At 74.8% G+C, this 26536-nt stretch carries 21 protein-coding genes; 12 read left to right on the top strand and 9 right to left on the bottom strand.

The window, feature by feature from the left end; all coding sequences use genetic code 11:
• The first annotated feature begins 55 nt into the window (after window positions 1-55).
• Entirely contained in the window at window positions 56-484 is a 429-nt protein-coding gene (locus AC07D6_RS22720) for an OsmC family protein (RefSeq protein WP_315877314.1), read from the top strand.
• A 231-nt stretch (window positions 485-715) separates the two neighbouring features.
• Window positions 716-1570, top strand: coding sequence for a polysaccharide deacetylase family protein (locus AC07D6_RS22715; RefSeq protein WP_479047309.1), 855 nt, complete (start codon window positions 716-718; stop codon window positions 1568-1570).
• A gap of 9 nt (window positions 1571-1579) precedes the next feature.
• On the opposite strand, the gene AC07D6_RS22710 is transcribed toward AC07D6_RS22715, so the two are convergent.
• Window positions 1580-1798: a hypothetical protein gene (locus AC07D6_RS22710; protein WP_479047001.1), complete on the bottom strand. Its 219-nt coding sequence runs from the start codon at window positions 1796-1798 to the stop codon at window positions 1580-1582.
• 78 nt (window positions 1799-1876) lie between these two features.
• On the opposite strand from AC07D6_RS22710, the gene AC07D6_RS22705 reads away from it, so the two are divergent.
• Both AC07D6_RS22705 and AC07D6_RS22700 read left to right on the top strand, forming a co-directional pair.
• The gene (locus AC07D6_RS22705) at window positions 1877-2569 is read left to right on the top strand and encodes a peptidyl-tRNA hydrolase (protein ID WP_479046998.1); all 693 of its coding nucleotides are present in this window, start codon (window positions 1877-1879) and stop codon (window positions 2567-2569) included.
• Between the two features lie 111 nt (window positions 2570-2680).
• Window positions 2681-4138, top strand: coding sequence for an MbnB/TglH/ChrH family RiPP precursor modification enzyme (locus tag AC07D6_RS22700; RefSeq protein ID WP_479046996.1), 1458 nt, complete (start codon window positions 2681-2683; stop codon window positions 4136-4138).
• Window positions 4139-4302: 164 nt separating this feature from the next.
• Here AC07D6_RS22700 and hemQ read toward each other — a convergent pair whose 3' ends face one another.
• Window positions 4303-5016, bottom strand: coding sequence for a hydrogen peroxide-dependent heme synthase (hemQ, locus tag AC07D6_RS22695; protein WP_315877318.1), 714 nt, complete (start codon window positions 5014-5016; stop codon window positions 4303-4305).
• Between the two features lie 10 nt (window positions 5017-5026).
• Window positions 5027-6451, bottom strand: coding sequence for a protoporphyrinogen oxidase (hemG, locus tag AC07D6_RS22690; RefSeq protein WP_479046993.1), 1425 nt, complete (start codon window positions 6449-6451; stop codon window positions 5027-5029).
• Window positions 6452-6580: 129 nt separating this feature from the next.
• Here hemG and AC07D6_RS22685 point away from each other — a divergent pair, with 129 nt between their 5' ends.
• Entirely contained in the window at window positions 6581-7594 is a 1014-nt protein-coding gene (locus AC07D6_RS22685) for a DUF4349 domain-containing protein (protein ID WP_479046991.1), read from the top strand.
• 28 nt (window positions 7595-7622) lie between these two features.
• A complete protein-coding gene (locus AC07D6_RS22680; protein WP_315877321.1) occupies window positions 7623-9023 on the top strand; it encodes an FAD-dependent oxidoreductase in 1401 nt (466 codons plus the stop codon).
• Between the two features lie 419 nt (window positions 9024-9442).
• On the opposite strand, the gene hemE is transcribed toward AC07D6_RS22680, so the two are convergent.
• Complete coding sequence (gene hemE / locus AC07D6_RS22675) at window positions 9443-10507, bottom strand: uroporphyrinogen decarboxylase (RefSeq protein ID WP_479046989.1); 1065 nt, start codon at window positions 10505-10507, stop codon at window positions 9443-9445.
• 104 nt (window positions 10508-10611) lie between these two features.
• On the opposite strand from hemE, the gene AC07D6_RS22670 reads away from it, so the two are divergent.
• The 3 genes from AC07D6_RS22670 (at window position 10612) to AC07D6_RS22660 (ending at window position 13490) form a co-directional block, all read left to right on the top strand.
• Window positions 10612-11286: a DUF3000 domain-containing protein gene (locus AC07D6_RS22670; RefSeq protein WP_479046987.1), complete on the top strand. Its 675-nt coding sequence runs from the start codon at window positions 10612-10614 to the stop codon at window positions 11284-11286.
• A gap of 167 nt (window positions 11287-11453) precedes the next feature.
• Window positions 11454-12116, top strand: coding sequence for a response regulator transcription factor (locus AC07D6_RS22665; protein ID WP_031131797.1), 663 nt, complete (start codon window positions 11454-11456; stop codon window positions 12114-12116).
• Window positions 12117-12191: 75 nt separating this feature from the next.
• Window positions 12192-13490: an HRDC domain-containing protein gene (locus AC07D6_RS22660; protein WP_315877324.1), complete on the top strand. Its 1299-nt coding sequence runs from the start codon at window positions 12192-12194 to the stop codon at window positions 13488-13490.
• A gap of 80 nt (window positions 13491-13570) precedes the next feature.
• Here AC07D6_RS22660 and AC07D6_RS22655 read toward each other — a convergent pair whose 3' ends face one another.
• Both AC07D6_RS22655 and AC07D6_RS22650 read right to left on the bottom strand, forming a co-directional pair.
• Window positions 13571-15781, bottom strand: coding sequence for a catalase (locus AC07D6_RS22655; RefSeq protein WP_479046983.1), 2211 nt, complete (start codon window positions 15779-15781; stop codon window positions 13571-13573).
• Between the two features lie 166 nt (window positions 15782-15947).
• Complete coding sequence (locus tag AC07D6_RS22650; protein WP_479046981.1) at window positions 15948-16307, bottom strand: hypothetical protein; 360 nt, start codon at window positions 16305-16307, stop codon at window positions 15948-15950.
• Between the two features lie 589 nt (window positions 16308-16896).
• Here AC07D6_RS22650 and AC07D6_RS22645 point away from each other — a divergent pair.
• Window positions 16897-18123: a thiolase family protein gene (locus tag AC07D6_RS22645; RefSeq protein ID WP_315877327.1), complete on the top strand. Its 1227-nt coding sequence runs from the start codon at window positions 16897-16899 to the stop codon at window positions 18121-18123.
• On the top strand, window positions 18120-20249 hold the full coding sequence (locus tag AC07D6_RS22640) for a 3-hydroxyacyl-CoA dehydrogenase NAD-binding domain-containing protein (protein WP_315877328.1): 2130 nt from the start codon (window positions 18120-18122) through the stop codon (window positions 20247-20249). The genes AC07D6_RS22645 and AC07D6_RS22640 overlap by 4 nt, the downstream gene beginning before the upstream one ends.
• 154 nt (window positions 20250-20403) lie before the next feature.
• On the opposite strand, the gene recQ is transcribed toward AC07D6_RS22640, so the two are convergent.
• A complete protein-coding gene (gene recQ / locus AC07D6_RS22635) occupies window positions 20404-22245 on the bottom strand; it encodes a DNA helicase RecQ (RefSeq protein WP_479046978.1) in 1842 nt (613 codons plus the stop codon).
• 70 nt (window positions 22246-22315) lie between these two features.
• Between recQ and AC07D6_RS22630 the strand changes: the two genes are divergently transcribed.
• Window positions 22316-22693 carry a PIN domain-containing protein gene (locus AC07D6_RS22630; RefSeq protein WP_479046976.1) on the top strand — a complete coding sequence of 126 codons (378 nt, stop codon included), beginning with the start codon at window positions 22316-22318 and terminating at the stop codon, window positions 22691-22693.
• Between the two features lie 70 nt (window positions 22694-22763).
• Here AC07D6_RS22630 and AC07D6_RS22625 read toward each other — a convergent pair whose 3' ends face one another.
• Together AC07D6_RS22625 and dxs are read right to left on the bottom strand one after the other, a co-directional pair.
• On the bottom strand, window positions 22764-24311 hold the full coding sequence (locus AC07D6_RS22625; protein WP_479046974.1) for an amino acid permease: 1548 nt from the start codon (window positions 24309-24311) through the stop codon (window positions 22764-22766).
• A gap of 115 nt (window positions 24312-24426) precedes the next feature.
• On the bottom strand, window positions 24427-26391 hold the full coding sequence (gene dxs / locus AC07D6_RS22620; protein WP_479046972.1) for a 1-deoxy-D-xylulose-5-phosphate synthase: 1965 nt from the start codon (window positions 26389-26391) through the stop codon (window positions 24427-24429).
• Between the last annotated feature and the right edge of the window lie 145 nt (window positions 26392-26536).

Raw genomic sequence — 26536 nt, 5'->3', positions numbered from 1 at the left:
TAAGCCCCCACCGTCCACCGTCCTGGCGCCGTACGGCGTCGGAAGGGAATTCGGCATGGCCACCACGCGTCACGCGCACACCGTCTGGGAGGGCAACCTCACCGAGGGCACGGGCACCGTGACCCTCGACTCCTCCGGCATCGGCTCCTACCCGGTCTCCTGGCCGGCGCGCGCGGAGGAGCCGGGCGGCAAGACGAGCCCGGAGGAGCTCATCGCGGCCGCCCACTCCAGTTGCTTCTCCATGTTCCTGTCGGCCGTCCTCGGCAAGGCCGGTACGCCGCCGACCCGGCTGACCACGAAGGCCGACGTCACGCTGCAGCCCGGCACGGGCATCACGGGCGTGCACCTCACCGTCGAGGGCGAGGTCCCCGGTCTGGACGAGGCCGCCTTCGTCAAGGCCGCCGAGGAGGCCAAGGCGGGTTGCCCGGTCAGCCAGGCGCTGGCGGGCACGGAGATCACGCTGACCGCGCGTCTCGCGAGCTGAGCGGCACCGCCGCCCGGAGGTCCGGCCGCCACCCCGACGGGGGTGGCGGCCGGACCCGTTCGTACGCCGGCACCGGCACCCGGCGACTCCGGGGACGCCACCGGGCGGGGGCGACGCGGACGAGGGCGATGCGAGCGGAGGTGACACGGGCAGGGGCGACACGGGCGACCGATCGGTGACGCTGGGCAATCGATCGGATACTTTCCGATAGTGAGATTTTCTGTACGCCGCCTGTCGGTGTCGGCTGCCCTGTGCGCCGCCCTGGCCGGCTGCGGGGCTCCCCCCGCGAGCGCCCCGGCCCCGCCCCCCTCCCCCGAGTCGTCCCCCGCGGCGTCGCCCCGGACCGGGGCGGCGGCGTCCCGGCGCACCCCGCCGACGATGGCGCCGGGACCGAACGGCCTGACACCGGTCTTCGAGCGCCGCGCCGACGACGCGGGCGCGGGGGCCGCCGAGAAGACCGTCGCCCTCACCTTCGACGCCGACATGACGGCCGACCAGGGGCCGCGCGCAGCGCGCGGCGAGCGGTTCGACAACCCCGCGCTCATCGCGACGCTCCGCCGGCTGGAGGTCGACGCGACGGTGTTCATGACGGGCCGGTGGGCGGAGGAGTACCCCGACCAGGCCCGGTCGATCGGCACGGACCCGCGCTTCGAGATCGCCAACCACTCGTACAGCCACCACGCCTTCCGCTCCCCCTGCTACGGCCTGCCGGCGCTCTCCCGCCAGGAGATGGCGGCGGACGTGGGGCGGGCGTTCACGGCGTTCCGCGAGGTGGGCGCCCGCAACGTCGTGCCGTACTTCCGCTTCCCTGGCGGCTGTTACGACGACGACGCGCTGCGCGCGCTGGCACCGGCGAAGGTCACCGCCGTGCAGTGGGACGTGGTGAGCGGCGACGCCTTCGCGACGGACGCCGACGCCGTGGCCGAACAGGTGCTGGACGGCGTGCGGCCGGGCTCGGTCGTGGTGCTGCACTGCACGCTGAGCGCGGCGCCGGTCACCGAGCAGGCGGTCCGCCGCATCGTCCCCGAGTTGCGGGCGCGCGGCTACCGCTTCGTGAAGGTGTCGGAACTGTTGGCCGCGGGCTGAGGCGGGACCTCAGCCGGAACAGGCGGTGCGCTGGGCCTCCTGCCACTCGCACACGGGGCACAGCGTGGCGCCCCTGGTCGACTCGGGGTACTCCGTGGGCTCCCCGCAGAGCACGCAGTCCGCGAACGGCCCGGCGCTCCCGGTCCCGGCTTCGGTCCCGGCCGCCGGGGAGGTGCGGGTCGCGTCGTCCGGCGCACCGCGGTGGGCACCCTCGTGACTCTCGTTCATGCATACGACTGTAGTCCCGTGCGCCCGCATCCGGCTCCCGGCGCCCGGGCGGCCCCGCCGGGCTGGCAGACTGGGGCCGTGAGCAGCGAAAACGTCATCGAGACCGACGAGCGGGACGCCGCGCCGCAGTTCGTCCTGCCGCTCGTCGTGCGGATCGAGAAGGCCGCGCCGCCCAGCCGCACCGACGCGCTGGAGACCGCCGCGCGGGCCGTGCTGGTGATGCTGTCGGACGACCGCTCGACGGGCGACGGCGCGTGGGCGCGGGCCGTGCGCGACTGGGAGGACGCCCGCATCCGCAAGGTCGTCCGGCGTGCCCGGGGCGCGGAGTGGCGGCGCGCCGAGCGGCTCCCGGGCATCACGGTCACCGGCGCGGACGCCGAGGTACGGGTCTTCCCGCCCGTCCCGCTCGACGGCTGGCCCAAGGACCTGGCCCGCCTCCAGGTCTCCGGCACCGAACTCGCCGACCCGACCGCCCCTCCGCCCCCCGCGCCCGGCGACGCCGTGCTGTGGCTCAACCCGGGGCTGCGCATGTCGACCGGCAAGGAGATGGCGCAGGTCGGCCACGGGGCACAGTTGCTGTGGTGGGCGCTGGACGACGCCGCCCGCGTCTCGTGGCGGGAGGCGGGCTTTCCCCTCGCGGTCCGCACCGCGAAGCCCGCGCGGTGGGCCGACCTGGCCGTGAGCGGGCGCCCCGTGGTCCGCGACGCGGGTTTCACCGAGATCGCCCCGGGCTCCGCCACGGTCGTCTCCGACTTCTCCCCCGCCGCCTGAACGGGACGGCCGGGGGCCCGAAGCTCAAATGAAGCTCTGAAAGCGGGGCGCGGGGATTCGGCCCCCGGTGGCGGGGCCATGACCCCTCCAGCGGCACGGAGGAGGGGGATTATGGCGGAACTCGGTACGGGCATCGGTTGGCGGCCGGAGATCGCGGACGCGGTGGAGCGGCTGCCCGGCGTCGACTGGGTGGAGGTCGTCGCGGAGAACGTGTGCGCCGACCACGTCCCCGCCCCGCTCCTCCGGCTGCGCGAGCGGGGCGTCACCGTCGTCCCGCACGGCGTGTCCCTCGGTCTCGGCGGTGCCGGCCGCCCCGACGAGGCGCGGCTGGCCCGACTCGCCGCCACCGCGACCGCGCTGGGCGCGCCGCTGGTGACCGAGCACATCGCGTTCGTACGGGCCGGGGGGTCGCTCACCGCGTCGCCCGCGCTGGAGGCCGGGCACCTGCTGCCGGTGCCCCGTACCCGGGAGGCGCTGGACGTGCTGTGCGAGAACGTCCGCGTCGCGCAGGACGCGCTGCCCGTGCCGCTGGCGCTGGAGAACGTGGCGGCGCTGTTCTCCTGGCCGGAGGACGAGATGACGGAGGGCCGGTTCCTGGCGGAGCTGGTCGACCGCACCGGCGTACGGCTCCTCGTCGACGTGGCGAACCTCCACACCAACCGGCTCAACCGCGGCGACGACCCGGTCGAGGCCCTCGCCGGGCTGCCCGCCGGGGCGATCGCGTACGTGCACGTGGCGGGCGGCGTCGAACGCGACGGCGTCTGGCACGACACGCACGCCCACCCCGTACCGCCGCAGGTCCTCGACCTGCTGTCGGAGCTGGTGGAGCGGGCGGCGCCGCCCGGGGTGCTGCTGGAGCGCGACGACGACTTCCCGCCGGAGGAGGAGCTCGCGGCGGAGCTGGCCGCGATCCGGGAGCGGATGACGGGGACGGGGGCGGCGACGGGGGCCCCGAACCGCCCGGCGGGCACGCGGCGAGGCCGGGACACGGCACCGGAGGGGGTACGACGAGTCGGGGGCGCGACACCGGAGGGCGCGCGGCGGGACGGGGACGCGACACCGGAAGGCACACGGCGGGACGGGGACGCGACACCGGAAGGCACACGGCGGGACGGGGACGCGACACCGGAAGGCACGCGGCGGGACGGGGACGCGGCGCCGGAGGGCGCGCGGGAGCGGCTGGGGCTCGCCCAGACCGCGCTGCTGTCGGCGCTCGTCGCGGGGACCCCCGCGCCCGGGGGCTTCGACGGGGCGCGGCTGCGGCTCCAGTCCCTGGCGCTGGCCCGGAAGCGGGCGGGGATCGTCGCGAAGCTCGCGCCCGAGCTGCCGGAGCTGCTCGGGGAGGGTTACCGGGACGCGTTCGCGGCGTACGCGCGGACCCGTCCGATGCCGGGCGGCTACCGGCAGGACGCCCTGGCCTTCGCCCGGTACCTGCTCGACTCGGGCCGGCTCGGGGACGGCCGCGCCCGGCGGCGGCTGTACCTGTGGTGGGCGGAGCGCTCGGGCCCGCGCCCGCCGGGCAGGGCGGCCCGGCTGGTGCACGCGGCGCGCGCCGCGTTGATGCGGTGACGCCGGTGCGGCGCGCAGGGGCCCTGCGCGCCGCACCCGGAGCCGGACCCGGTGTCGCTGGAGCGGCGGACGGGGCGTGCCCGCCGTCTGATCTTCCGGGTCGAGGGGTGGCGGCCGGTCGTGCCGGACGCCACCGGGTCGTCGGGCCGGTGGCCCGCCGTCCGCTAGGCCAGCCCCGCCACCAGGTCCGCCACGTCCTTGCGGCGGCCGGTGAAGAACGGGACCTCCTCGCGGACGTGCATGCGGGCCTCGCTGCCGCGCAGGTGGCGCATGAGGTCGACGATGCGGTGGAGCTCGTCCGCCTCGAAGGCGAGGATCCACTCGTAGTCGCCGAGCGAGAACGAGGCGACCGTGTTGGCGCGGACGTCGGGGAAGCCGCGGGCCATCTTGCCGTGGTCGGCGAGCATGCGGCGGCGGTCCTCGTCGGGCAGCAGGTACCAGTCGTACGAGCGCACGAACGGGTAGACGCTGACGTAGTCGCGCGGCGTCTCGTCCGCGAGGAACGCCGGGATGTGCGACTTGTTGAACTCGGCGGGGCGGTGCAGCGCCATGTTCGACCACACCGGCTCCAGCGCCCGGCCGAGCCGGGTGCGGCGGAAGAGGCTGTACGCCTCCTGGAGCTGGTCCGAGGTCTCGGCGTGCCACCAGATCATCACGTCGGCGTCGGCCCGCAGCCCGGACAGGTCGTAGGTGCCGCGGATCGTGACGTCCTTCGCCGCGAGCTGGTCGAAGAGCTCCTGGACCTCCTCGGCGTAGCCGCTGCGGTCCTGCGGCAGAGCCTCGCGCAGCTTGAAGACGGACCACAGGGTGTAGCGGATGACCTCGTTGAGGTCCTTCGCCTTCTTACCGGCGTTCGGGATCTTTTCGGGCGCACTCATACGGCTATTCTCACTCGTCACTCCGCGTGCTCCGCGCCGGGGTCGGCGTGGCGAGGATCTCGTCCGCCGCCCGCCACCCGTCCGCGACGACCGCGGGGATGCCGACGCCGTCGTAGGCCGCGCCGCACACCCGCAGCGCGGGCAGCTCGGCCACGGCGTCGCGGATGCGGGCGACGCGCGCGGGATGGCCCACCGGGTACTGCGGCAGCCCGTCGGTCCAGCGGGTCACCTCGGCGGCGACGGGCTTCGCGGCGAGCCCCACGGCGTCGCCGAGGTCACGCAGGGAGAGCGCGACGAGGTCGGCGTCGTCCCGCCCCAGGTGCTCCTCCTCGCCGTACCGGCCGAGGGAGGTGCGCAGCACGAACAGGTCGCCGGCGCCGTCGTCGACCCAGCCCCACTTGCGGCTGGAGAACGTGGACGCCTTGATCGCGCGGCCGTCGACGGGCGGCACGAGGAAGCCCGACCCGGCGGGTACGGAGGCGGCGTCGGCGCGCCGGAAGGCGAGCGTGACGAGGGCCATCGAGGCGTACTCGACGGAGGCGAGCTCGGCGGAGGCGGCCGGGGACTCGGGGGCGAGGAGGTCCGCGGCGGGCCGGGCCGGTGTCGCGAGGACCACCGCGTCGGCGTGGAGGACCTCGCGGTCGGTGCGGACCTCCCAGCCGTCGGGGCGGCGGGTCAGGCCGCGGACGGGCGTGTCCGTGCGGATCTCGCCGCCCGCCGCCGTGATCGCCCCGGCGACGGCGAGCGGGAGCCGCCCGATCCCGCCCGCGATGCCCGTGAACGCGGGGCCGGCCGGCGCCTGGGCGGCGGCCTGCACGGCCCGGACGGCGTCGGTGAGCGTCGCGTGGCGGCGGGCGGCCTCGAACAGCTTCGGCACGGCGGCCTTCATCGAGATCCGGTACGAGTCGCCGGCGTAGACCCCGCCGAGGAGGGGTTCGACGAGCCGGTCGACGACCTCGCGGCCCATGCGCCCGGCCACGTACGCGCCGATGGCGACGTCGTCGCCGAGCTCGGCGGGCGGCAGCGCGCGGTCCCGTTCGACGGCGCTCAGGCCCTCGCCGGACAGCAGGCCGGCCAGGGCGCGCGGGTCGCCGGGGACGCCCATGACGTGCCCCTTCGGCATGGGCCGCAGCGCGTCGCGGGTCCAGACGGAGGCCGTGGTCGTGGCGGGCGGCTGGAGGCGGTCGCCGAGCCCCACGGCGCGGGCGAGCTCGACGGCCTCGGGGCGGCGGGCGAGGATCGACTCGGCGCCCAGGTCGACGGGGACCCCGGCGATCTCCCCCGCGCGGAGCTTGCCGCCGATCCGGCCGGTGGCCTCCAGCAGGGTCACGCTCCGGCCCGCCCGGAGCAGGCGGTGCGCGGCGGCGAGTCCGGCGATGCCGCCGCCGACGACGACCACCCGTCCCGGGGCCCCGCCCGCGTTGTCCGTGTTCATGGGTACCACTGTCTCAAATCCCGAGCCGAGTCCCGAACGTGACCCATCCGCAACCGGAGGGCGCAACCGGCACGCCGCCCCCTTACGTCGAACCCCCGTCACGGCACCGAATCCTTGGGGGGAACATCCATGCCGATCCCGACACGCTCGCGCCGCGCGTGCGCGGCCGTCCTGCTCGGCGTCTCGCTGGCGCTCGCCGGCTGCTCCGGTACGGGCGGCTCCCAGGCGAAGGAGGCCGCCGCCGACCGCGGCGCGGCGGCCCCCGAGGCCGCGGCGGGCGCCCAGGGGCCCGACTCCGCCTACGGCAGCGGCTCGTCGCGGGCCGGGCAGGACGGCTCGAAGGCGGCGAAGCCCGACGCCGTACGGCAGCACGTCATCAGGACCGCGGAGCTGTCCGTGGAGGTGGAGGACGTCGACGAGGCGCTGGCGCGCGCCCGCGACGTCGCCGCGGCGGCGGGCGGCCACGTCGCGGACGAGTCGACGACGCGGGAGGACGGCGGCGGCCTGGCCTCCCGGATCTCGCTGCGGGTCCCGCAGGCCGCGTACGAAGAGGTGCTCGGGAAGCTGGCGGGCACGGGGAAGCTGCTGGCGCGGCGGGTCGACGCGAAGGACGTCACCGACCAGGTGGTGGACGTGGAGAGCCGCGTCGCCACCCAGCGGGCGAGCGTCGCGCGGGTCCGGGAGCTGATGGACCGGGCGACGCGGCTGGCCGACGTGGTCGAGCTGGAGCGGGAGCTGAGCTCCCGCCAGGCGAACCTGGAGTCGTTGCTGGCCCAGCAGGCGTCGCTGAAGGACCGCACGTCGCTGGCGACGATCACGCTGGAGCTGAGCGAGCCGGAGGCCGCCGGGGCGCGGGACGACGACGAGCCGGGCGTGGTGGACGCGCTGCGCGGCGGCTGGGACGCGCTGGTGACGTCGCTGACGTGGTTCGTGGTCGTCCTGGCGGCGCTGGCGCCGTGGCTGGCGCTGCTGGCCGCCGGGTACGCGGTGTGGCGGCGGGTGCTGGGGCCGTGGCGGGCGCGCCGCCGTGCGCGCCGGCCGCAGGCTCCGGCGGCGGGCGCCCCCGCGCCGCGGCCCTCGGCGTCCGACGCCCCGGCGGCGGGCGCCCCGGCGGCCGGTGCCCCGGGGGAGGAGCGGGACTGAACGCCGGTGTCCCCGTAGCGTGTCCCCCATGGGACGAGGCGCGAGGCGGGGTACGGGACGGCAGCGGCTGGTGGTGGTCGGCGGTGACGCGGCGGGGATGTCCGCCGCGTCGCAGGCCCGCCGCCTGAAGGGGCCGGACGAGCTGGAGATCGTGGCGTTCGAGCGGGGCCGCTTCACGTCGTACTCGGCGTGCGGCATCCCGTACTGGGTCGGCGGCGAGGTCACCGACCGGGACCGGCTCGTCGCGCGGACGCCCGAGCAGCACCGGGCGCGGGACATCGACGTGCGGCTCCGCACGGAGGTCGTCGAGCTCGACCTCGACCGCGGCCGGGTGCGCACCCGCGACCTGGAGTCGGGCGCCGAGGCGTGGACCGGGTACGACCGGCTGGTCCTGGCGACCGGGGCGCGGCCCGTGCGCCCGCCGCTGCCGGGCATCGACGCGCCGGGCGTGCACGGCGTCCAGACGCTCGACGACGGGCAGGCCCTCATCGACCGGCTGGACGGGTCGCCGGGGCGGCGGGCCGTCGTCGTGGGCGCCGGGTACATCGGCGTGGAGATGGCCGAGGCGCTGCTCGGCCGGGGTTACGAGGTGACCGTCCTGAACCGGGGCGAGCAGCCGATGTCGACCCTCGACCCGGACATGGGGGAGCTGGTGCGCGCGGCGATGGACGGCATGGGCATCACCACCGTCGGCGGCGCCGAGGTGACCGAGGTGCTGACCGGCCCCGACGGGGACGTGCGGGCCGTGGCCGCCGGCGGCGCGGAGTACCCGGCCGACGTCGTGGTCCTCGGGGTCGGCGTCGAGCCCGAGACCACGCTGGCCCGGGCGGCGGGCCTGCCCCTCGGCGCGTACGGCGGGCTGCTCACCGACCTGGCGATGCGCGTGCGCGGCCGGGAGGAGGTGTGGGCGGGCGGCGACTGCGTGGAGGTGCTGGACCTGGTGTCCGGCCGGGAGCGGTACGTCCCGCTCGGCACGCACGCCAACAAGCACGGCCAGGTCATCGGGGCGAACGTGGCCGGCGGCTACGGCACGTTCCCCGGGGTCGTGGGCACGGCCGTGAGCAAGGTCTGCTCGCTGGAGATCGCCCGCACGGGCCTGCGCGAGCGGGACGCCCGCGAGGTCGGCCTGCGGTACGTGGCGGTGACGGCCGAGTCGACGAGCCGGGCCGGGTACTACCCGGGGGCGGCGCCGATGACGGTGAAGATGATCGCCGAGCGGCGGACGGGCCGGCTGCTGGGCACGCAGATCGTCGGCCGGGAGGGCGCGGGCAAGCGCGTGGACATCGCGGCGGTCGCCCTGACGGCGGGCATGACCGTGGAGCGGGTCGCCGCGCTGGACCTGGGGTACGCGCCGCCGTTCTCCCCGGTGTGGGACCCGGTGCAGGTCGCGGCCCGCAAGGCGGTCGCCGCGGTGCGGGAGGCGGACTGACCGGGACGGCGGACTGACCGGGGCGGCGGGCCCGGGGGCCGTGGAGGCGTTCGGCGCGCCGGGCGGCCCGCGGTGGCGGGCCCGGGCCTCGCGGGGACGCCGGTGGACGCCGCGGCCGGGGCGCCGCGCGGGTCCGGCGCCGAGCACGGGGCCGGGGCCGGTCGGGCTTCGACGATCCGCGCGTGGTGGTGGAACAGCCTGCACCCGCGGCCACGGCCGTACGGGACTGCGGCCGTACGGGGCGCAGTGGTACGGGACCGCGGTCGTCGGGGCGGCCCGGGCGCCGGCTCGGCGAACGGCCCGTCGGCGGGCGCGGCGCTCGACGCGACCGGCCGCAGGACCCGGGGGTGACCGCAGGGCCGGGGCCGCAGGCCCCGGGGATGGCCCGGGGCCCGGGCGCTGCCCGGCGGGCCCGGGGGCTAGCGCGCGGTCCGCGTGTGGACGTCCTCGACGAGGCGCGTCAGCGCGTCGGGGTCCGTCGTGGGCAGCACGCCGTGGCCGAGGTTGAAGACGTGGCCCTCCAGTCCGGAGGCGGCGTCGAGGACGCGGCGGGTCTGCTCCTCCACGGCCTCGCGCGGGGCGAACAGGACGGCCGGATCGAGGTTGCCCTGGAGCGCCTTGCCGGGGCCGACGCGGCGGGCGGCCTCGTCGAGCGGGACGCGCCAGTCGACACCGACCACGTCCGCGCCCGCCTCGCCCATGAGGCCGAGCAGCTCGCCCGTGCCGACGCCGAAGTGGATGCGCGGCACGCCGTACCCGGCGACGGCGTCGAAGACCTTCGCCGACGCGGGCATGACGGAGCGGCGGTAGTCGTCCGGGGAGAGGGCGCCGACCCAGGAGTCGAACAGCTGCACGGCGGAGGCGCCGGCCTCGATCTGGACCTTCAGGAAGGCCGCGGTGATGTCGGCGAGCCGGTCCAGCAGGTCGGCCCAGAGCCCGGGGTCCCCGTACATGAGGGCCTTGGTGTTCTCGTGGTTGCGCGACGGGCCGCCCTCGACGAGGTAGCTCGCGAGGGTGAAGGGCGCGCCCGCGAAGCCGATCAGCGGGGTGGCGCCGAGCTCGCCCGTGAGCATGCCGATGGCCTCGGTGACGTACGCGACGTCGTCGGGGGTCAGGTCGCGCAGCCGCGCGAGGTCCTCGCGGCGGCGGATCGGCTCGGCGACGACGGGGCCGACGCCCGGCTTGATGTCGAGGTCGACGCCGATGGCCTTGAGGGGGACGACGATGTCGCTGAAGTAGATCGCCGCGTCGACCTTGTGGCGCCGCACGGGCTGCAGCGTGATCTCGGTGACCAGGTCGGGCCGCATGCAGGACTCCAGCATGGGGACGCCCTCGCGGACCTTCAGGTACTCGGGGAGTGAGCGCCCCGCCTGGCGCATGAACCAGACCGGCGTGTGCGGCACCGGCTCGCGGCGGCACGCCTTGAGGAAGGCGGAGTCGTACGTCTGCGTCGGGGAGCCCGAGGGGCGGGTGTTGGCACTCACGTCCTGCATCTTCGCACGTGCGGGCGCGCGGCCACGCGGGGCGGGCCGCACGGCCCGGGTGTCCCTCCCTGCGCACGGCCCCCGTTCCGCCTACTCTTCCCCGCATGGCTGCGGCTCAGGAACAGTTCTCCGGTCACTCCGACGGCACCGAGGGCACGGGCGGCGGGGAGGACGGTCCCGTCCCGCCCGCCTTCCGGGCCGCGGTCGACGCGCTGCGGGCGGCGCGCGTCCGCCCGGAGATCGAGCTGGAGCCGACGCGGCCGCCCCGGCGGCTCGCCCCGTGGGCGTACGCGGTGGAGGCGACGGCCGTGGAGGACGGCGAGGACCTCGCGGACGGCCGGCTGGTGCTGCTGCACGACCCGGCGGGCCACGAGGCGTGGCGGGGGACGTTCCGGCTGGTGACGCTGGTGCGGGCGGAACTGGAGCCGGAGATGGCGGCGGACCCGCTGCTGCCCGAGGTGTGCTGGTCCTGGCTGACGGGCGCGCTGGAGGCGCGGGGCCTGTCGTACGGGGAGGCGAGCGGGACGGTCACGCGGGCGGGGTCGTACTACTTCGGCGGGCTGGCGGAGCGCCGGCCCGCGACGCAGATCGAGATCCGGGCGTCCTGGACGCCCGGGGAGGACCGGGGCGGGGTGCCGGAGACCGCGGCGCACCTGGCCGCGTGGGGAGACCTGCTGTGCCAGGTGGCGGGGCTGCCGCCGTCGGGCCCCGGCCTCCCGGAGGGCGGCGGGGCGGGCGTCGTGTCGCTGCCGCAGCGGCGCGGGCCGCACCGGCCGTAGCACCCTCGCTCACGCGTCCGAATTGCCCCAATTGTTACCCAGTAATCCGTGATCTCCCCCTAAAGGAGGACGCGATTGCTGCCGAAGAGGTCTGTGACCCTATCTGCACGGTTCGCCCCGGCTACTTCCCCGAGCCGGCAGTGTCCCGCACCTTCCCAGGAGGCCTGGTGTCCGTTCTCCTCGAGCAGCCCGCAAGCCTGGTCGCCTACCGCCCGAACAAACCGACGGCCATGGTCGTCGTGGCCGACCCGCGCGTCCGCTCCACCGTGACCCGCCACCTGTGGGCGCTCGGAGTGCGTGACGTCATCGAGGCGTCGTCCATCGCGGAGGCCCGCCCCCGTATCGGCAACCCGCGCGACATCTGCGTCGCCGACGTCCACCTGCCCGACGGCTCCGGCCTCACCCTGCTGTCGGAGACCCGCGCCGCCGGCTGGCCCAACGGGCTGGCCCTCTCCGCCGCCGACGACATCGGCGCGGTGCGCAACGCGCTCGCCGGCGGCGTCAAGGGCTACGTCGTCACCGGCACCCGTACGAACATCGGGCACCCCACCCGCCCGGGCGCCGCCCCGATCGGCGCCGCCGCGGCCCGCCTCCACCGCCGCCCCCCGGGTGCCCCGAGCCACCCGGGCGGCTACCGCGAGCTGTCCGGCCGCGAGGTCGAGGTCCTCCGGCTGGTGGCGGAGGGCCAGTCGAACAAGGCCATCGGCGTCTCCATGGGGCTGTCCGCCCTGACCGTCAAGTCCCATCTGGCCCGGATCGCCCGCAAGCTGGGCACCGGCGACCGGGCGGGCATGGTCGCGGTCGCGCTGCGCACCGGCATCATCCACTGACCTCCCGCACCCTGCCCGCCCGTCGACGGAACGTTCCGTCGGCGGGCGCCTCCCGTTCACCGATACCCTTGACAGGTGACCGACGCCCAAGACACCGCAGCAGAGACACCACTGCGAACCCCCGGGGGCGGCCCTCCGGACGACGGCGTCGCAGCCGACGGGGCGGCGGCCCCGGAACCGATCCCCCTGCTGGAGCCCCGCGAGGGGGTCCCTCCCGTCGTCGCCGACGCCGAGGCGCTGGCGCGGGTCGTCGAGGCGTTCGCCGCCGGCACCGGCCCGGTGGCCGTCGACGCCGAACGGGCCTCCGGCTACCGCTACGGGCAGCGGGCCTACCTGGTCCAGTTGCGCCGCGAGGGCGCGGGTACGGCGCTGATCGACCCGGTCGGCTGCCCCGACCTGTCGGCCCTCGGGGAGGCCCTGGACGGCACGGAGTGGATCCTCCACGCCGCCACGCAGGACCTGCCGTGCCTGCGGGAGATAGGGATGGTGCCGTCCGAGCTGTTCGACACGGAGCTGGCCGGCCGCCTCGCGGGCTTCCCGCGCGTCGGGCTCGGCGCGATGGTCGAGTCCGTCCTCGGGTACGTGCTGGAGAAGGGCCACTCCGCGGTGGACTGGTCGACCCGTCCGCTGCCCGAGCCGTGGCTCCGGTACGCCGCGCTCGACGTCGAGCTGCTCGTCGACCTGCGGGACGCGCTGGAGAAGGAGCTCGACCGGCAGGGCAAGCTGGAGTGGGCCCGCCAGGAGTTCGCCGCGATCGCCGCCGCCCCTCCCCCGCCGCCCCGCAAGGACCCGTGGCGCCGCACGTCCGGGATGCACAAGGTGCGCCGGCGCCGCCAGATGGCCGTCGTACGGGAGCTGTGGATCGCCCGGGACCGGATCGCGCAGCGCCGCGACGTGTCGCCCGGCAAGGTGCTCAGCGACGCGGCGATCGTCGAGGCCGCGCTCGCCCTGCCGCCGAACGTGCAGGCGCTGACCGCGCTGCCCGGCTACGGGGCGCGCATGGGACGCCGTCAGTTGGAGCAGTGGCAGGCCGCCGTCGACCGGGCCAGGGCCCTGCCCGAGGCGCAGCTCCCGCAGCCCGGCCAGACCGTCGCCGGACCGCCCCCGCCGCGGGCCTGGGCGGACAAGGACCCGGCGGCGGCGGCCCGGCTGTCGGCGGCGCGTACGGCGATCTCGGCGCTGGCCGAGTCGCTGAACCTGCCGCAGGAGAACCTGATCACCCCGGACACGGTCCGCCGGGTCTGCTGGGAGCCCCCGCAGGAGCCGACCGCGGAGTCGGTGGCCGAGGCGCTGGCGGGCCACGGCGCCCGCCCGTGGCAGATCGAGCAGGTGACCCCCGCCCTGGTCGCCGCCCTGCGCACCCCGCAGCCCTGACGCGGCGCCGCCCCTGACGGGTCCCGCCCGGAAGGCCGCCCCTGACGGGCCCCCGGACGGGGCCCGTCAGGGAGCGCCGGTCAGAGGGTCGCCGGGAAGCGGTCCCAGACCCGGTGGGCGGGCAGGAGCGCCAGGACCTCCGCGAGCGCCCGCTTGCCGGACTCCGCCACGGCCACGCCCGGCGCGTCCAGCGGCACCCCCGCCGCCTGGAGCGCGCCGTCCGCCCCGGCCCAGGCGGCGATGGCCTTCGCGTGGCGGAACGCCTCCGAGACCATCAGCAGCACCCGGGGGTCGACGCCCCGCGCCGCGGTCGCCGCGTCGCCCGCCTTCGCGTCGCGGGCCCCGTTCGCGTCGGCGCCCCGCCCCGGCACACCCGCCAGCAGCAGCGCGTCGAACTCCGTCGACCGCGCCGTGACGAAGGTGCGCTGCACGGTGATCGGCTCGCCGTCCGCGTCCAGGACGCCGCCCACCGGGGCGACGACCAGCGGCACCAGGCCGGCCTCCAGCGCGGCGCGGCGGACGGCCCGTACGCCGTCCAGGTCGCCGTCCGGCGCGGTGACGATGCCCACGATCCGCCCCTGGACCGGCCATGTCCGGCCGACCTGCGACAGCGCGGGGCTCGGCGTCACGTCCGCGAGCGGCACGGTCGGCTCCGGCGCCGGCAGGCCCAGCCCCTCGGCGACCCGGCGGCACAGCTCGGGGTCGATGTTGGCGAGGACCCGCAGCCCGCGCTCCTTGATCGCCTGCTCGTAGCACTTGCCGAGTTCGAAGGTGTACGCGCCGACGATGTGCTCCCGCTCGACCGGCGACATGCTCAGCCAGAAGCGGCGCGGCTGGCTGAAGTGGTCGGCGAAGGTCTCGGGCGCCTCGCGGACCTTCGCCGCCGCCGGCACCCGCACGGGCGTCTCGACGTACGCGCCGGTGTCCGCGCCCGCCAGGAAGGGGCAGCCGCCGTCGAGGGAGTTGGGGTGGTACGGCGCGACGCCCCGGTGGACCGCCGTCTGGTGCATGCCGTCGCGGAACATGTCGTTGACGGGGGCGTGCGGGCGGTTGATCGGGAGCTGCGCGAAGTTCGGGCCGCCGAGCCGGGTGATCTGGGTGTCGAGGTACGAGAAGAGGCGCCCGCCGAGCAGCGGGTCGTCGGTGATGTCGATGCCCGGCACCAGGTGGCCGGGGTGGAAGGCGACCTGCTCGGTCTCGGCGAAGAAGTTCGAGGGGTTGGCGTCGAGGGTGAGCAGCCCGACGGGCTGTACGGGCGCCAGCTCCTCCGGGACGATGTTGGTGGGGTCCAGCAGGTCGATGCCCTCGAAGGTCTGCTCGGGGGTGTCGGGGAAGGTCTGGATGCCCAGCTCCCACTGGGGGTACGCGCCGGCCTCGATGGCGTCGGCGAGGTCGCGGCGGTGGAAGTCGGGGTCCACGCCGTTGACGATCTGGGCCTCCTCCCACACGAGCGAGTGGACGCCCAGCCTCGGCTTCCAGTGGAACTTCGCCAGGGTCGTGCCGCCGTCGGCGTCGACGAGGCGGAAGGTGTGGACGCCGAAGCCCTCCATCATCCGGTAGGAGCGCGGAACGCCCCGGTCCGACATGTTCCACAGCGTGTGGTGGGTGGCCTCGGTGTGCAGGGTGACGAAGTCCCAGAACGTGTCGTGGGCGCTCTGCGCCTGCGGGATCTCCCGGTCGGGGTGCGGCTTGCCCGCGTGGATGACGTCGGGGAACTTGACCGCGTCCTGGATGAAGAAGACCGGGATGTTGTTGCCGACCAGGTCGAAGGTGCCCTCGCTCGTGTAGAACTTCGTCGCGAAGCCGCGCGTGTCGCGCACCGCGTCGGCCGAGCCGCGCGAGCCGAGGACGGTGGAGAAGCGGACGAAGACCGGTGTCTCGACGTCCTTGCCGAGGAACGCCGCCCGGCACACCCCGGCCGCCGTGCCGTATCCGCGGAAGACTCCGTGGGCGGCGGCGCCGCGGGCGTGGACGACCCGCTCGGGGATGCGCTCGTGGTCGAAGTGGGTGATCTTCTCGCGCAGGTGGTGGTCCTGGAGCAGGACCGGGCCGCGCGCGCCCGCCTTCAGGGAGTGGTCCGTGTCGTACAGGCGCGCGCCCTGCGCGGTGGTCAGGTACGCGCCGGACTGGGCGACCCGCGCCCGGTCGGCGCCGGTGGGCTGCCCGGTGGGGCCGACGGTCTCGGGACCGGTCTGGTCGGGTTTGGGCGGCAGTGGCTCGCGCACCGCGGTCGGCTCGTCCAGGGACGGGGGCTCGGGGGCGGGTGCGCCGGGGATCGGGGGGGTCGTCATGGGGCCTCCTGCTTCGCGACGGGGACGCCTGAGCCTTGACCGCCGAGGTGGCCGGGATAACGCCGATCCCGCGGACGTCCGCCCATCGGCACACACGGCGGTGGCGTCCGGCCGGGTGCCCGCCCCGCCCGCCTCCCGACCGCCCTTCGCGCCGGGGGCGGGCGGCTCAGCCGTCGATCAGGTCCAGGAGCAGCACGGCCGTGACGACCAGGACGGCGACCAGGCGCAGCGCGACCACGCCGTCCACGGCGTGCCGGGTCACGTGCCCGGGAACGAGCCGGAGCAGCCAGGTGACGGCCACCGACCCGAGGACCCCGCAGGCGCCCCAGGCGAGTCCCCCGTGCCCTTCCGACCCCGGGGCTCCGGGAGCGGGGTCGTACGACTCCGGGCGCGTCGCGAGGGACAGCGCCAGCCAGCCCAGCGCCAGCGCCGTGGTGACGACGGTCTCCACCACGACGAAGAGGAACGGAGCCGATCCGCGCTGTCGTGCCCGCGCGGGGTTCTGCACGCCGGTGTCGTCTGCCATGTGAGGCATCCTGCCGCCTCCCGCGCCCCGCCGTGGGGCCTTCGTACGGATCACGCGGGGGCACGCCCGTGCACCGGGCCGTTTCCCGGCACGGGGAACGAGCGGTCCTCCGAGGCGGGGTCCCCGTCGCCGACGGCGGGAACGCCCGCGGTGTCGCCGGTGGGCGGCCCCACCCGGCACGGCGCCGGGGTCCGCCGCCGGGAGGCGCGGGCGTCGGGGCTCTCCGTACGGCAGGAGGCGCCGGGCGGTCGGGGGCGCCGGGCGGTCGGGGGCCGCGCGCCGTCCCCCAGGTCCCGCACCGGCCGGGACCACGCGCTGTCCCGCGGGTCCCGCACCGGCCGCGCCCCGGCGGACGCCCGCCCGGCGGGGCCGCGCGGACGGCCCCCGGGCCCGGTGCGGCGCGTTCCGGGCGGGGCGGTTCGCGCCCCGGCGCGCGGAGGTTCCCTCCGGGCACCCGGTGTGACCTTCGACGCTCCGGGCGGGGGGACTGTGCAGCCTGGTTACCCGTAAGTAGCATGGGGGAGAGCAAGCGCGCGCTTAGCCGCGTGCGCCGCAGCAGTGCCATCCCGCACCCTGGAGGAGAGCCATCGTGCCTCGTACCGTCAGGGACGTCGTCTTCGTCGACGGCGTCCGCACCCCGTTCGGCAAGGCGGGCCCGAAGGGCATCTACCACGAGACCCGCGCCGACGACCTCGTCGTGAAGGCCATCCGGGAGCTGCTGCGCCGCAACCCCGGTCTCGACCCGCACAAGGTCGACGAGGTCGCCGTCGCGGCGACCACGCAGATCGGTGACCAGGGCCTGACCATCGGCCGCATGGCCGGCATCCTCGCCGGTCTGCCGCAGTCGGTGCCCGGCTACGCCATCGACCGGATGTGCGCGGGCGCCCTGACGGCCGTGACGACGACCGCCGGCTCCATCGCCTTCGGCGCGTACGACGTCGCCATCGCGGGCGGTGTCGAGCACATGGGCCGCCACCCGATGGGCGAGGGCGCCGACCCGAACCCGCGCTTCGTGTCGGAGAAGCTGGTCGACGAGTCCGCCCTGTTCATGGGCATGACGGCGGAGAACCTGCACGACCGGTTCCCGCACATCACCAAGCAGCGCGCCGACGAGTACGCCGTGCGCTCCCAGGAGAAGGCCGCCAAGGCGTACGCCGACGGCAAGATCCAGCAGGACCTGGTGCCGATCTCCGTGCGCCGCACCAACGCCGAGGCGGGCGAGACCGGCTGGGGCCTGGTCACCGCCGACGAGCCGATGCGCCCGGGCACCACGCTGGAGAACCTGGCCAACCTGAAGACGCCGTTCCGTGTCCACGGCCGGGTCACCGCCGGCAACGCCGCGGGCCTCAACGACGGCGCCACCGCGTCGATCATCGCCTCCGAGGACTTCGCGCGCGAGAACGGCCTGCCGGTCAAGATGCGCCTCGTGTCGTACGCCTTCGCCGGTGTCGAGCCGGAGGTCATGGGCTACGGCCCGATCCCGGCCACCGAGAAGGCCCTCGCCAAGGCGGGCCTGTCCATCGACGACATCGGCCTGTTCGAGATCAACGAGGCGTTCGCCGTCCAGGTCCTGGCGTTCCTGGACCACTACGGCATCGCCGACGACGACGCCCGCGTCAACCAGTACGGCGGCGCCATCGCCTTCGGCCACCCGCTGGCCTCCTCCGGTGTCCGGCTGATGACCCAGCTGGCCCGGCAGTTCGAGGACCAGCCGGAGGTCCGCTACGGCATCACGACCATGTGCGTCGGCTTCGGCATGGGCGCCACGGTCATCTGGGAGAACCCGAACCACAAGGACGCCGGAGGCAGCAAGTGAGCACCACCGCCGAGCTTTTGAAGGGTGCGGCCGAGCTGTTCCCCGACGAGGTCGTCACCACGGCGCACGTGCGCCACTTCGACCTGCCGCTGGGTGCGGGCCGGTTCGCGCTGATCACGCTGGACAACGGCTTCGACCACACCAAGCCGACCACGTTCGGCCCGCAGTCGCTCGCCAACCTGAACGCGGCGATCGACCAGGTCGAGAAGGAGGCAGCCGAGGGCGGGATCGTCGGTGTCGGCATCACCGGCAAGCCGTTCATCTTCGCGGTCGGCGCCGACCTCAAGGGCGTCGAGCTGCTGAAGAGGCGCGAGGATGCCCTGGCCATCGGCAAGGGCGGCCACGACGTCTTCAAGCGGCTGTCCGCCCTGGCCGTCCCCACCTTCGCGTACTACAACGGCGCGGCGATGGGCGGCGGTGTCGAGGTCGGCCTGCACTGCACGTACCGCACCGTGTCGAAGGCCCTGCCGGCCTTCTCCCTCCCCGAGGTGTTCCTGGGCCTGGTCCCGGGCTGGGGCGGCTGCACGATCCTGCCGAACCTGATCGGCGCGGACCGCGCGGTCTCGGTGATCATCGAGAACTCGCTCAACCAGAACAAGCAGCTCAAGGGCGCGCAGGTCTACGAGCTGGGGATCGCCGACGCGATCTTCGAGGGCGCGGACTTCCTGGAGCAGTCGCTGCTGTGGACCGCGTCCGTCCTCAAGGGCGAGATCGTGGTCGAGCGCGCCGGCGTCGACCGCGGCGAGGCGTGGGACGCCGCCGTGGCCCGCGGCCGGTTCATCGCGGACGCCAAGGTCCACGGCGCGGCCCCGGCCGCGTACCGGGCCCTCGACATCATCGAGGCGGCCAAGGACGGCGACCTGCAGAAGGGCTTCGACGCCGAGGACGCCGCCCTCGCCGACCTGATCATGGGTGGCGAGCTGCGCGCCGGCATCTACGCCTTCAACCTGGTCCAGAAGCGCGCCAAGCGCCCGGCCGGCGCCCCGGACAAGGGCCTGGCCCGCCCGGTCACCAAGGTCGGCGTCGTCGGCGCCGGACTGATGGCCTCGCAGTTGGCGCTGCTGTTCCTGCGCCGCCTGGAGGTCCCGGTCGTCCTCACCGACATCGACCAGGAGCGCGTCGACAAGGGCGTGGGCTACGTCCACGCCGAGATCGACAAGCTGCTCGGCAAGGGCCGGATCCACCAGGACAAGGCCAACCGCCTCAAGGCGCTGGTCACCGGCGTCCTGGACAAGGCCGAGGGCTTCGCGGACGCGGACTTCGTCATCGAGGCCGTGTTCGAGGAGATGTCCGTCAAGCAGAAGGTGTTCGCGGAGGTCGAGGCGGTCGCCCCGGCGCACGCGATCCTCGCGACCAACACCTCGTCGCTGTCGGTCTCCGAGATGGCCTCCAAGCTCCGGCACCCGGAGCGCGTGGTCGGCTTCCACTTCTTCAACCCGGTCGCGATCCTCCCGCTGCTGGAGATCGTCCGCGGCGAGCAGACCGACGACGCGTCGCTGGCCACGGCCTTCGCCGTCGCCAAGAAGCTGAAGAAGACCGCGGTGCTGGTGAAGGACGCCCCGGCGTTCGTCGTCAACCGCATCCTGACCCGCTTCATGGGCGAGATCCAGAACGTCATCGACGAGGGCACCCCGGTCGAGACGGCGGAGAAGGCGGTCGAGCCCCTCGGCCTGCCGATGTCGCCGCTGGTCCTGCTGGAGCTGGTCGGCCCCGCCATCGGCCTGCACGTGTCGGAGACCCTCAACGGCGCCTTCCCGGACCGTTTCACGGTGTCCCCGAACCTGAAGGCGGTCGTGGAGGCCGGCAAGCGCGGCTTCTACGTCTACGACTCGGGCAGGCCGGAGCTGGACCCGGAGGTCGCCGCGCTGCTGAAGCAGGGCGACGTCGTCCTCACCGAGGAGCAGGTCCGCGACCGCGTCCTGGACGCCGTGGCGCAGGAGATCGGCCTGATGCTGGAGGAGGGTGTCGTCGCCGAGGCGCAGGACATCGACCTGTGCCTGATCACCGGCGCCGGCTGGCCCTTCCACCTGGGCGGCATCACGCCGTACCTGGACCGCGAGGGCGTGTCGGAGCGCGTGAACGGCAAGCGGTTCCTGCCGCAGGGCGTCGCGAGCGTCCCGGCGTGACGGACCGGTGAGACGGCGGACGGGCCGTACGGGAGGGCATCCCGTACGGCCCGTCCGGCGTTTCCGCCGCCGCCTCCGCGCCGTCCCCGTCCACCGCCCCGGCCCGTCCGGGGCCGGGGCGGGTGGGGCGGACCGGGGGGCGCCGGTGGCGGCTTCAGTCCTCGGCCAGGGCGTCCAGGAGCGCCTGCCCGTACTTGGCGAGCTTGTTCTCACCGACGCCGCTGACGCCGCCGAGGTCGGCGAGGGTCGCGGGCGGGGCGGCGGCGATCTCCCGCAGCGTCGCGTCGTGGAAGATCACGTACGCCGGGACGCCCTGCTCCTTGGCCGTGGCCGCCCGCCAGGCGCGCAGCCGCTCGAAGACGGGCAGCGCCTCCTCCGGCAGGTCCACGGGCGCGGCCTTCTTCCTGCCGCCGCCGGACTTCGCGGAGGTGCGGGAGGGCTTCTCCGGCTCGGCGCGCAGCAGCACTTGGCGGCGGCCGGCCAGCACGTCGGCGGATTCGTCGGTGAGGGCGAGCGTGTTGAACTCGCCCTGCACGGCGAGGAGCCGCTGGGCGAGCAGCTGCCGTACCACGCCCCGCCACTGGGCCTCCGTCAGGTCCGTGCCGATCCCGAAGACGCTGAGCGCGTCGTGGTCGAAGCGGATGACCTTGTCGGTCTTGCGGCCGAGGAGGATGTCGACGATCTGGCCGACGCCGAACGACTGGTTGCGCTCCCGCTTCAGCCGTACGACCGTCGACAGGACCTTCTGGGCGGCGATGGTGCCGTCCCACGACTTGGGCGGCGTCAGGCACGTGTCGCAGTTGCCGCAGGGGCCGCTCTCCTGACCGAAGTAGGCGAGGAGCTGGACGCGGCGGCACTCGACGGTCTCGCACAGCGCCAGCATCGCGTCGAGGTGCGCGGCGAGCCGGCGGCGGTGCTCCTCGTCGCCCTCACCGGTGTCGATCATGCGGCGCTGCTGCACCACGTCGTTCAGCCCGTACGCCAGCCAGGCCGTGGACGGCAGGCCGTCGCGGCCGGCGCGGCCGGTCTCCTGGTAGTACCCCTCCACGGACTTCGGCAGGTCGAGGTGGGCGACGAACCGGACGTCCGGCTTGTCGATGCCCATGCCGAACGCGATGGTCGCGACGACGACGAGGCCGTCCTCCCGGAGGAACCGCGCCTGGTTCTCGGCGCGGGTCCTCGCGTCGAGGCCCGCGTGGTACGGGACGGCGTCGATGCCGTGCTCGACGAGGAACGCGGCGGTCTTCTCGACGGACGCGCGGGACAGGCAGTAGACGATGCCGGCGTCGCCCTCGTGCTCCTCCCGGAGCAGGGCGAGGAGCTGCTTGCGCGGCTCGTTCTTCGGGGCGATGCGGTACTGGATGTTGGGCCGGTCGAAGCTGGCGACGAAGTGCCGGGCGTCCCCCAGGTTCAGCCGGGCGGCGATCTCCGCGTGCGTCGCCCGCGTCGCGGTCGCGGTCAGGGCGATGCGCGGCACGTCGGGCCAGCGCTCGTGCAGCTGGGAGAGCTGGAGGTAGTCCGGCCGGAAGTCGTGGCCCCACTGGGCGACGCAGTGCGCCTCGTCGATGGCGAACAGCGAGATCGTGCCGCGCTCCAGCAGCCGCAGCGTCGACTCGACGCGCAGCCGCTCGGGTGCCAGGTACAGCAGGTCCAGCTCGCCCGCGGCGAACTCGGCCTCCACCAGCCGGCGCTCGTCCAGGTCCTGCGTCGAGTTGAGGAACCCGGCGCGCACCCCGGCCGCGCGCAGCGCGTCGACCTGGTCCTGCATGAGGGCGATCAGCGGGGAGACGACCACGCCGACGCCGGGGCGGACCAGCGCGGGGATCTGGTAGCAGAGCGACTTGCCGCCGCCGGTCGGCATGAGGACGAGCGCGTCACCGCCGCCTATGACGTGCTCGATGATCTCCCGCTGCTGTCCGCGGAACGAGTCGTAGCCGAAGACCCGGCCGAGGACCCGCAGGGCCTCGTCCGCGTCGGGTGCGTGCGGGGAAGTCATTCGGCAATAGTACGAGCGCCGCGCGCGACCCGGAGCGGACCGCCCGGAGTCTGTGGATAACGTGGACGGCATGACCTCTCCCCTGCTGATCGTCGACGCGGCGAACGTCGTCGGCTCCGTGCCGGACGGCTGGTGGCGCGACCGCCGGGCCGCCGCCGAGCGGCTGCGGGACCACCTCGTCCGGTACGCCGCAGACGGCGTGCCCGGACTGCTGCCCGGCCCGCTGGACGTCGTCCTGGTCGTCGAGGGCCGGGCCCGCGGCGTGGAGCCGGTGGACGGCGTGCGGGTCGTGGCCGCGCCGGGCGACGGCGACGACGCGGTCGTCGGCCTCGTCCGGGCGACGGCGGGGCGGCGCTGCGTGGTGGTCACCGCCGACCGCGAGCTGCGCCGCCGCGTCGGCGAGCTCGGCGCCGAGTGCGCCGGGCCCCGCACGGTGCGACCCGGGTAGGCGCGGGCGGGCCGAGGACGCCGGCGGGGGCGCCGCCGCCCCCTTGGCGCGGCCCGGGTGGCGCGGTGGGTCAGGGGGCCCCGGGGCCGGCGCCCGTGCGCCCGGCGCGGGGGGCGGGTTCGGTGGCCAGGCGGCTGTGGCTCCGGCCGTACAGGAAGTACACGACGACCCCCAGCGCCATCCAGACGGCGAACCGGAGCCACGTCTCGGCGGGCAGGTTCAGCATCAGCCACAGCGAGGCGGCCACCGACGCCGCGGGCAGCCACGGCACCAGCGGCGTGCGGAAGGCGCGCGGCAGGTCGGGGCGGGTGCGGCGGAGGATGACGACACCGGCGGCGACGACGACGAACGCGAACAGCGTCCCGATGTTCACCAGGGTCGCCAGCTCCTCGATGCTGGTCAGCCCCGCGATGACGGCGATCACCACCCCCAGCAGGACCGTCGCCCGGTACGGCGTGGAGAACACCGGGTGGGTGCGGGAGAAGAACCGGGGCAGGAGCCCGTCGCGGCTCATCGCGAAGAAGACCCGCGTCTGGCCGAGCAGCAGGATCATGCAGACGGTGATGAGGCCGACGGCGGCGCCGAAGCTGATGAACCCGGCGTACCAGGGGTGCCCGGTGGCCTTGAAGGCGTCGGCGAGGGGCGCGTCCACGGACAGCCGGCTGTAGTGCTGCATGCCGGTGACGACGATCGACACGGCCACGTACAGGGCGGTGCAGATGAACAGCGACCCGAGGATGCCGCGCGGCATGTCCCGCTGCGGGACCCGGGTCTCCTCGGCGGCGGTCGCGACCACGTCGAAGCCGATGAAGGCGAAGAAGACGATGGACGCGGCGGTGAAGATGCCCATGACGCCGAAGTTCGTCGGCTCGTATCCGAAGAGGACCTGGACGAGTGGCGCGTCGAGGCCGCCGCCGCCCGTCTGCTGCTGGGCCTTCGGGATGAAGGGCCGGTAGTTCGCGGCCTTGACGAAGAAGGCGCCCGCGACGATCACGACGAGGACCACCGTGACCTTGATGACGACGATCACCGTGGTGAGCCGGGCGGAGAGCTTCATGCCCAGCACCAGGACACCGGTCAACAGCAGCACCAGCAGGAACGCCAGCAGGTCGAAGCCGAAGCCGTGCGCCTCGTCCGTCCCGGACAGGGCCTGCGGGAGGTGCCAGCCGACGTTGTCGAGCAGCGACCGCACGTACCCGGACCAGCCGACCGCGACGACCGCCGTGCCCAGCGCGAACTCCAGGACCAGGTCCCAGCCGATGAACCAGGCGGGCAGCTCGCCCAGCGACGCGTACGCGAAGGTGTACGCCGATCCGGCGACCGGGACGGTCGAGGCGAACTCGGCGTAGCAGAGGGCGGCCAGCGCGCAGACGATGCCGGCGACGACGAAGGCGAAGGCCGTGGCGGGACCGGCCGTCTCCTTGGCGACCTTGCCGGTGAGGACGAAGATCCCGGTGCCGATGATGACGCCGACGCCGAAGACCGTCAGGTCGAGCGCGGACAGCGTCCTGCGCAGCGCGTGCTCGGGCTCCTCGGTGTCCTGGATGGACCGCTCGACCGTCTTGGTGCGGAACAGTCCGCCGCTCCGGCGTGCCGCCGGGTCGCTCTGTGGGGTCACCCCGTCATGATCCGGACATCCGGCGGGCCCCGCGCGCCCGCGGGGGGTGGTGTTCACACGAACGGGCCGGTGGGACCACCCGAACAGGTGTCCCGCCGGCCCGTCCGCGGCGGCGTCAGTCGCGGGCCGGTTCCGTGGCCTTCCCGGTACGGGCCGCGGCCCCGGCGGGGGTCTCGCCGTCCGCGTGGACCCGCCCCTGGTCCAGGCCGTCGAGCTTCGAGACGAGGCCGGTGACCTGGCGGGCGATGTCCGGGGCGGTCAGCCCGATCTCGGCGAGGACCTCCGCGCGGGAGGCGTGGTCGAGGAACCTCGGGGGGATGCCGAAGTCGCGCAGCGGCACGTCGACGCCCGCGTCGCGCAGCGCCTGGGCGACGGCGCTGCCGACACCGCCGGCACGGCCGTTGTCCTCGACGGTGACGACGACGCGGTGCCGGTCGGCGAGCGGCGCCATGGCCTCGTCGACGGGCTTGACCCAGCGGGGGTCGACGACGGTCGTGGAGATGCCCTGCTTGTCGAGGAGGTCGGCGATCTCCAGGCACATCGGGGCGAGCGCGCCGATGGACACCAGCAGGACGTCCGGCCGGTCGGTGCCCGGCTCACGCAGGACGTCCATGCCTCCGACGCGGCCCACGGCCTCGACGGCGGGGCCGACGGCGCCCTTGGAGTACCGGACGACGGTCGGGGCGTCCTCGACCGCGACGGCCTCGCGGAGCTGGGCGCGGACCTGGTCGGCGTCGCGGGGCGCCGCGATCCGCAGGTTGGGGACGACCTGGAGGATCGACATGTCCCACATGCCGTTGTGGGAGGCCCCGTCCGTGCCGGTGACGCCGGCCCGGTCCAGGACGAACGTCACGCCGCAGTCGTGGAGGGCGACGTCCATGAGGACCTGGTCGAAGGCGCGGTTGAGGAAGGTCGCGTAGACGGCGACGACCGGGTGGAGGCCGCCGGCGGCGAGTCCGGCCGCGGAGACGGCGGCGTGCTGCTCGGCGATGCCGACGTCGTACACGCGGTCGGGGAAGGCCTTGGCGAACTTGTCGAGGCCGACCGGCTGGAGCATGGCCGCGGTGATCGCGACGATGTCCTCGCGCTCCTTGCCCAGGGCGACCATCTCGTCGGCGAAGACGGAGGTCCAGTCGGCGCCGGAGGAGGCGATCGGCAGGCCCGTGTCGGGGTGGATCTTGCCGACGGCGTGGAAGCGGTCGGCCTCGTCCTGGAGGGCGGGCTGGTAGCCGCGGCCCTTCTCGGTGAGGCAGTGGACGATGACCGGGCCGTTGAACCGCTTGGCGCGCTGGAGGGCGGACTCGACGGCGGCGATGTCGTGGCCGTCGATGGGGCCGACGTACTTCAGGCCGAGGTCCTCGAAGAGGCCCTGCGGGGCGATGAAGTCCTTCAGGCCCTTCTTGGCGCCGTGCAGCGTTTCGTACAGCGGCTTCCCGACGACCGGGGTGCGGTCGAGGATGTCCTTGGTGCGGGCCAGGAACCGCTCGTACCCGTCGGTGGTGCGCAGAGTCGCCAGATGGTTGGCGAGGCCGCCGATGGTGGGCGCGTAGGAGCGCTCGTTGTCGTTGACGACGATGACGAGGGGGCGGTCCTTGGCGTCGGCGATGTTGTTGAGCGCCTCCCAGGCCATGCCGCCGGTGAGGGCGCCGTCGCCGATGACGGCGACCACGTGGTCGTCCCTGCCGAGCAGCTCGTTCGCCTTGGCGAGGCCGTCCGCCCAGCCCAGGACGGTGGACGCGTGCGAGTTCTCGATGAGGTCGTGCTCGGACTCGGCGCGCGCCGGGTAGCCGGAGAGGCCGCCCTTCATCTTCAGCCTGGAGAAGTCCTGGCGGCCGGTGAGCAGCTTGTGCACGTACGACTGGTGGCCGGTGTCCCAGAGGATCTTGTCCTTCGGGGACTCGAAGACCCGGTGCAGGGCGATGGTCAGCTCCACGACGCCGAGGTTCGGGCCGAGGTGGCCGCCGGTCTTGGAGACCGCGTCGACGAGGAAGGTGCGGATCTCCGAGGCCAGCCGGTCAAGCTGCTCCGGGGAGAGCCGGTCGAGGTCGCGCGGTCCCCTGATACGGGTCAGCAATGCCACCCGTGCCTCCTTGCGTGTTGGGCTGGTCGAGGTTGAGCCGGTCGAGCGTGCCGATCCGCCGAGTCTAATGTTCCGTCCCGGACTGTGGACATCGGGCCATGCTCCGGGAGGCGCTCCGAGGGTCGCACCGAACGGCCGACACGGC

The organism is Streptomyces sp. NPDC045287, from assembly GCF_056432325.1.
This window is presented reverse-complemented; position numbering and strand designations above follow the sequence as displayed.

What these genes read in the sequence shown, in the direction of transcription:
- AC07D6_RS22720 (WP_315877314.1), top strand. Translation starts at nt 56, where the DNA reads ATGGCCACCACGCGTCACGCGCACACCGTCTGGGAGGGCAACCTCACC.
- AC07D6_RS22710 (WP_479047001.1), bottom strand. Translation starts at nt 1,798, where the DNA reads ATGAACGAGAGTCACGAGGGTGCCCACCGCGGTGCGCCGGACGACGCG.
- AC07D6_RS22700 (WP_479046996.1), top strand. Translation starts at nt 2,681, where the DNA reads ATGGCGGAACTCGGTACGGGCATCGGTTGGCGGCCGGAGATCGCGGAC.
- hemQ (WP_315877318.1), bottom strand. Translation starts at nt 5,016, where the DNA reads ATGAGTGCGCCCGAAAAGATCCCGAACGCCGGTAAGAAGGCGAAGGAC.
- hemG (WP_479046993.1), bottom strand. Translation starts at nt 6,451, where the DNA reads ATGAACACGGACAACGCGGGCGGGGCCCCGGGACGGGTGGTCGTCGTC.
- AC07D6_RS22685 (WP_479046991.1), top strand. Translation starts at nt 6,581, where the DNA reads ATGCCGATCCCGACACGCTCGCGCCGCGCGTGCGCGGCCGTCCTGCTC.
- AC07D6_RS22680 (WP_315877321.1), top strand. Translation starts at nt 7,623, where the DNA reads ATGGGACGAGGCGCGAGGCGGGGTACGGGACGGCAGCGGCTGGTGGTG.
- AC07D6_RS22670 (WP_479046987.1), top strand. Translation starts at nt 10,612, where the DNA reads ATGGCTGCGGCTCAGGAACAGTTCTCCGGTCACTCCGACGGCACCGAG.
- AC07D6_RS22655 (WP_479046983.1), bottom strand. Translation starts at nt 15,781, where the DNA reads ATGACGACCCCCCCGATCCCCGGCGCACCCGCCCCCGAGCCCCCGTCC.
- AC07D6_RS22650 (WP_479046981.1), bottom strand. Translation starts at nt 16,307, where the DNA reads ATGGCAGACGACACCGGCGTGCAGAACCCCGCGCGGGCACGACAGCGC.
- recQ (WP_479046978.1), bottom strand. Translation starts at nt 22,245, where the DNA reads ATGACTTCCCCGCACGCACCCGACGCGGACGAGGCCCTGCGGGTCCTC.
- AC07D6_RS22630 (WP_479046976.1), top strand. Translation starts at nt 22,316, where the DNA reads ATGACCTCTCCCCTGCTGATCGTCGACGCGGCGAACGTCGTCGGCTCC.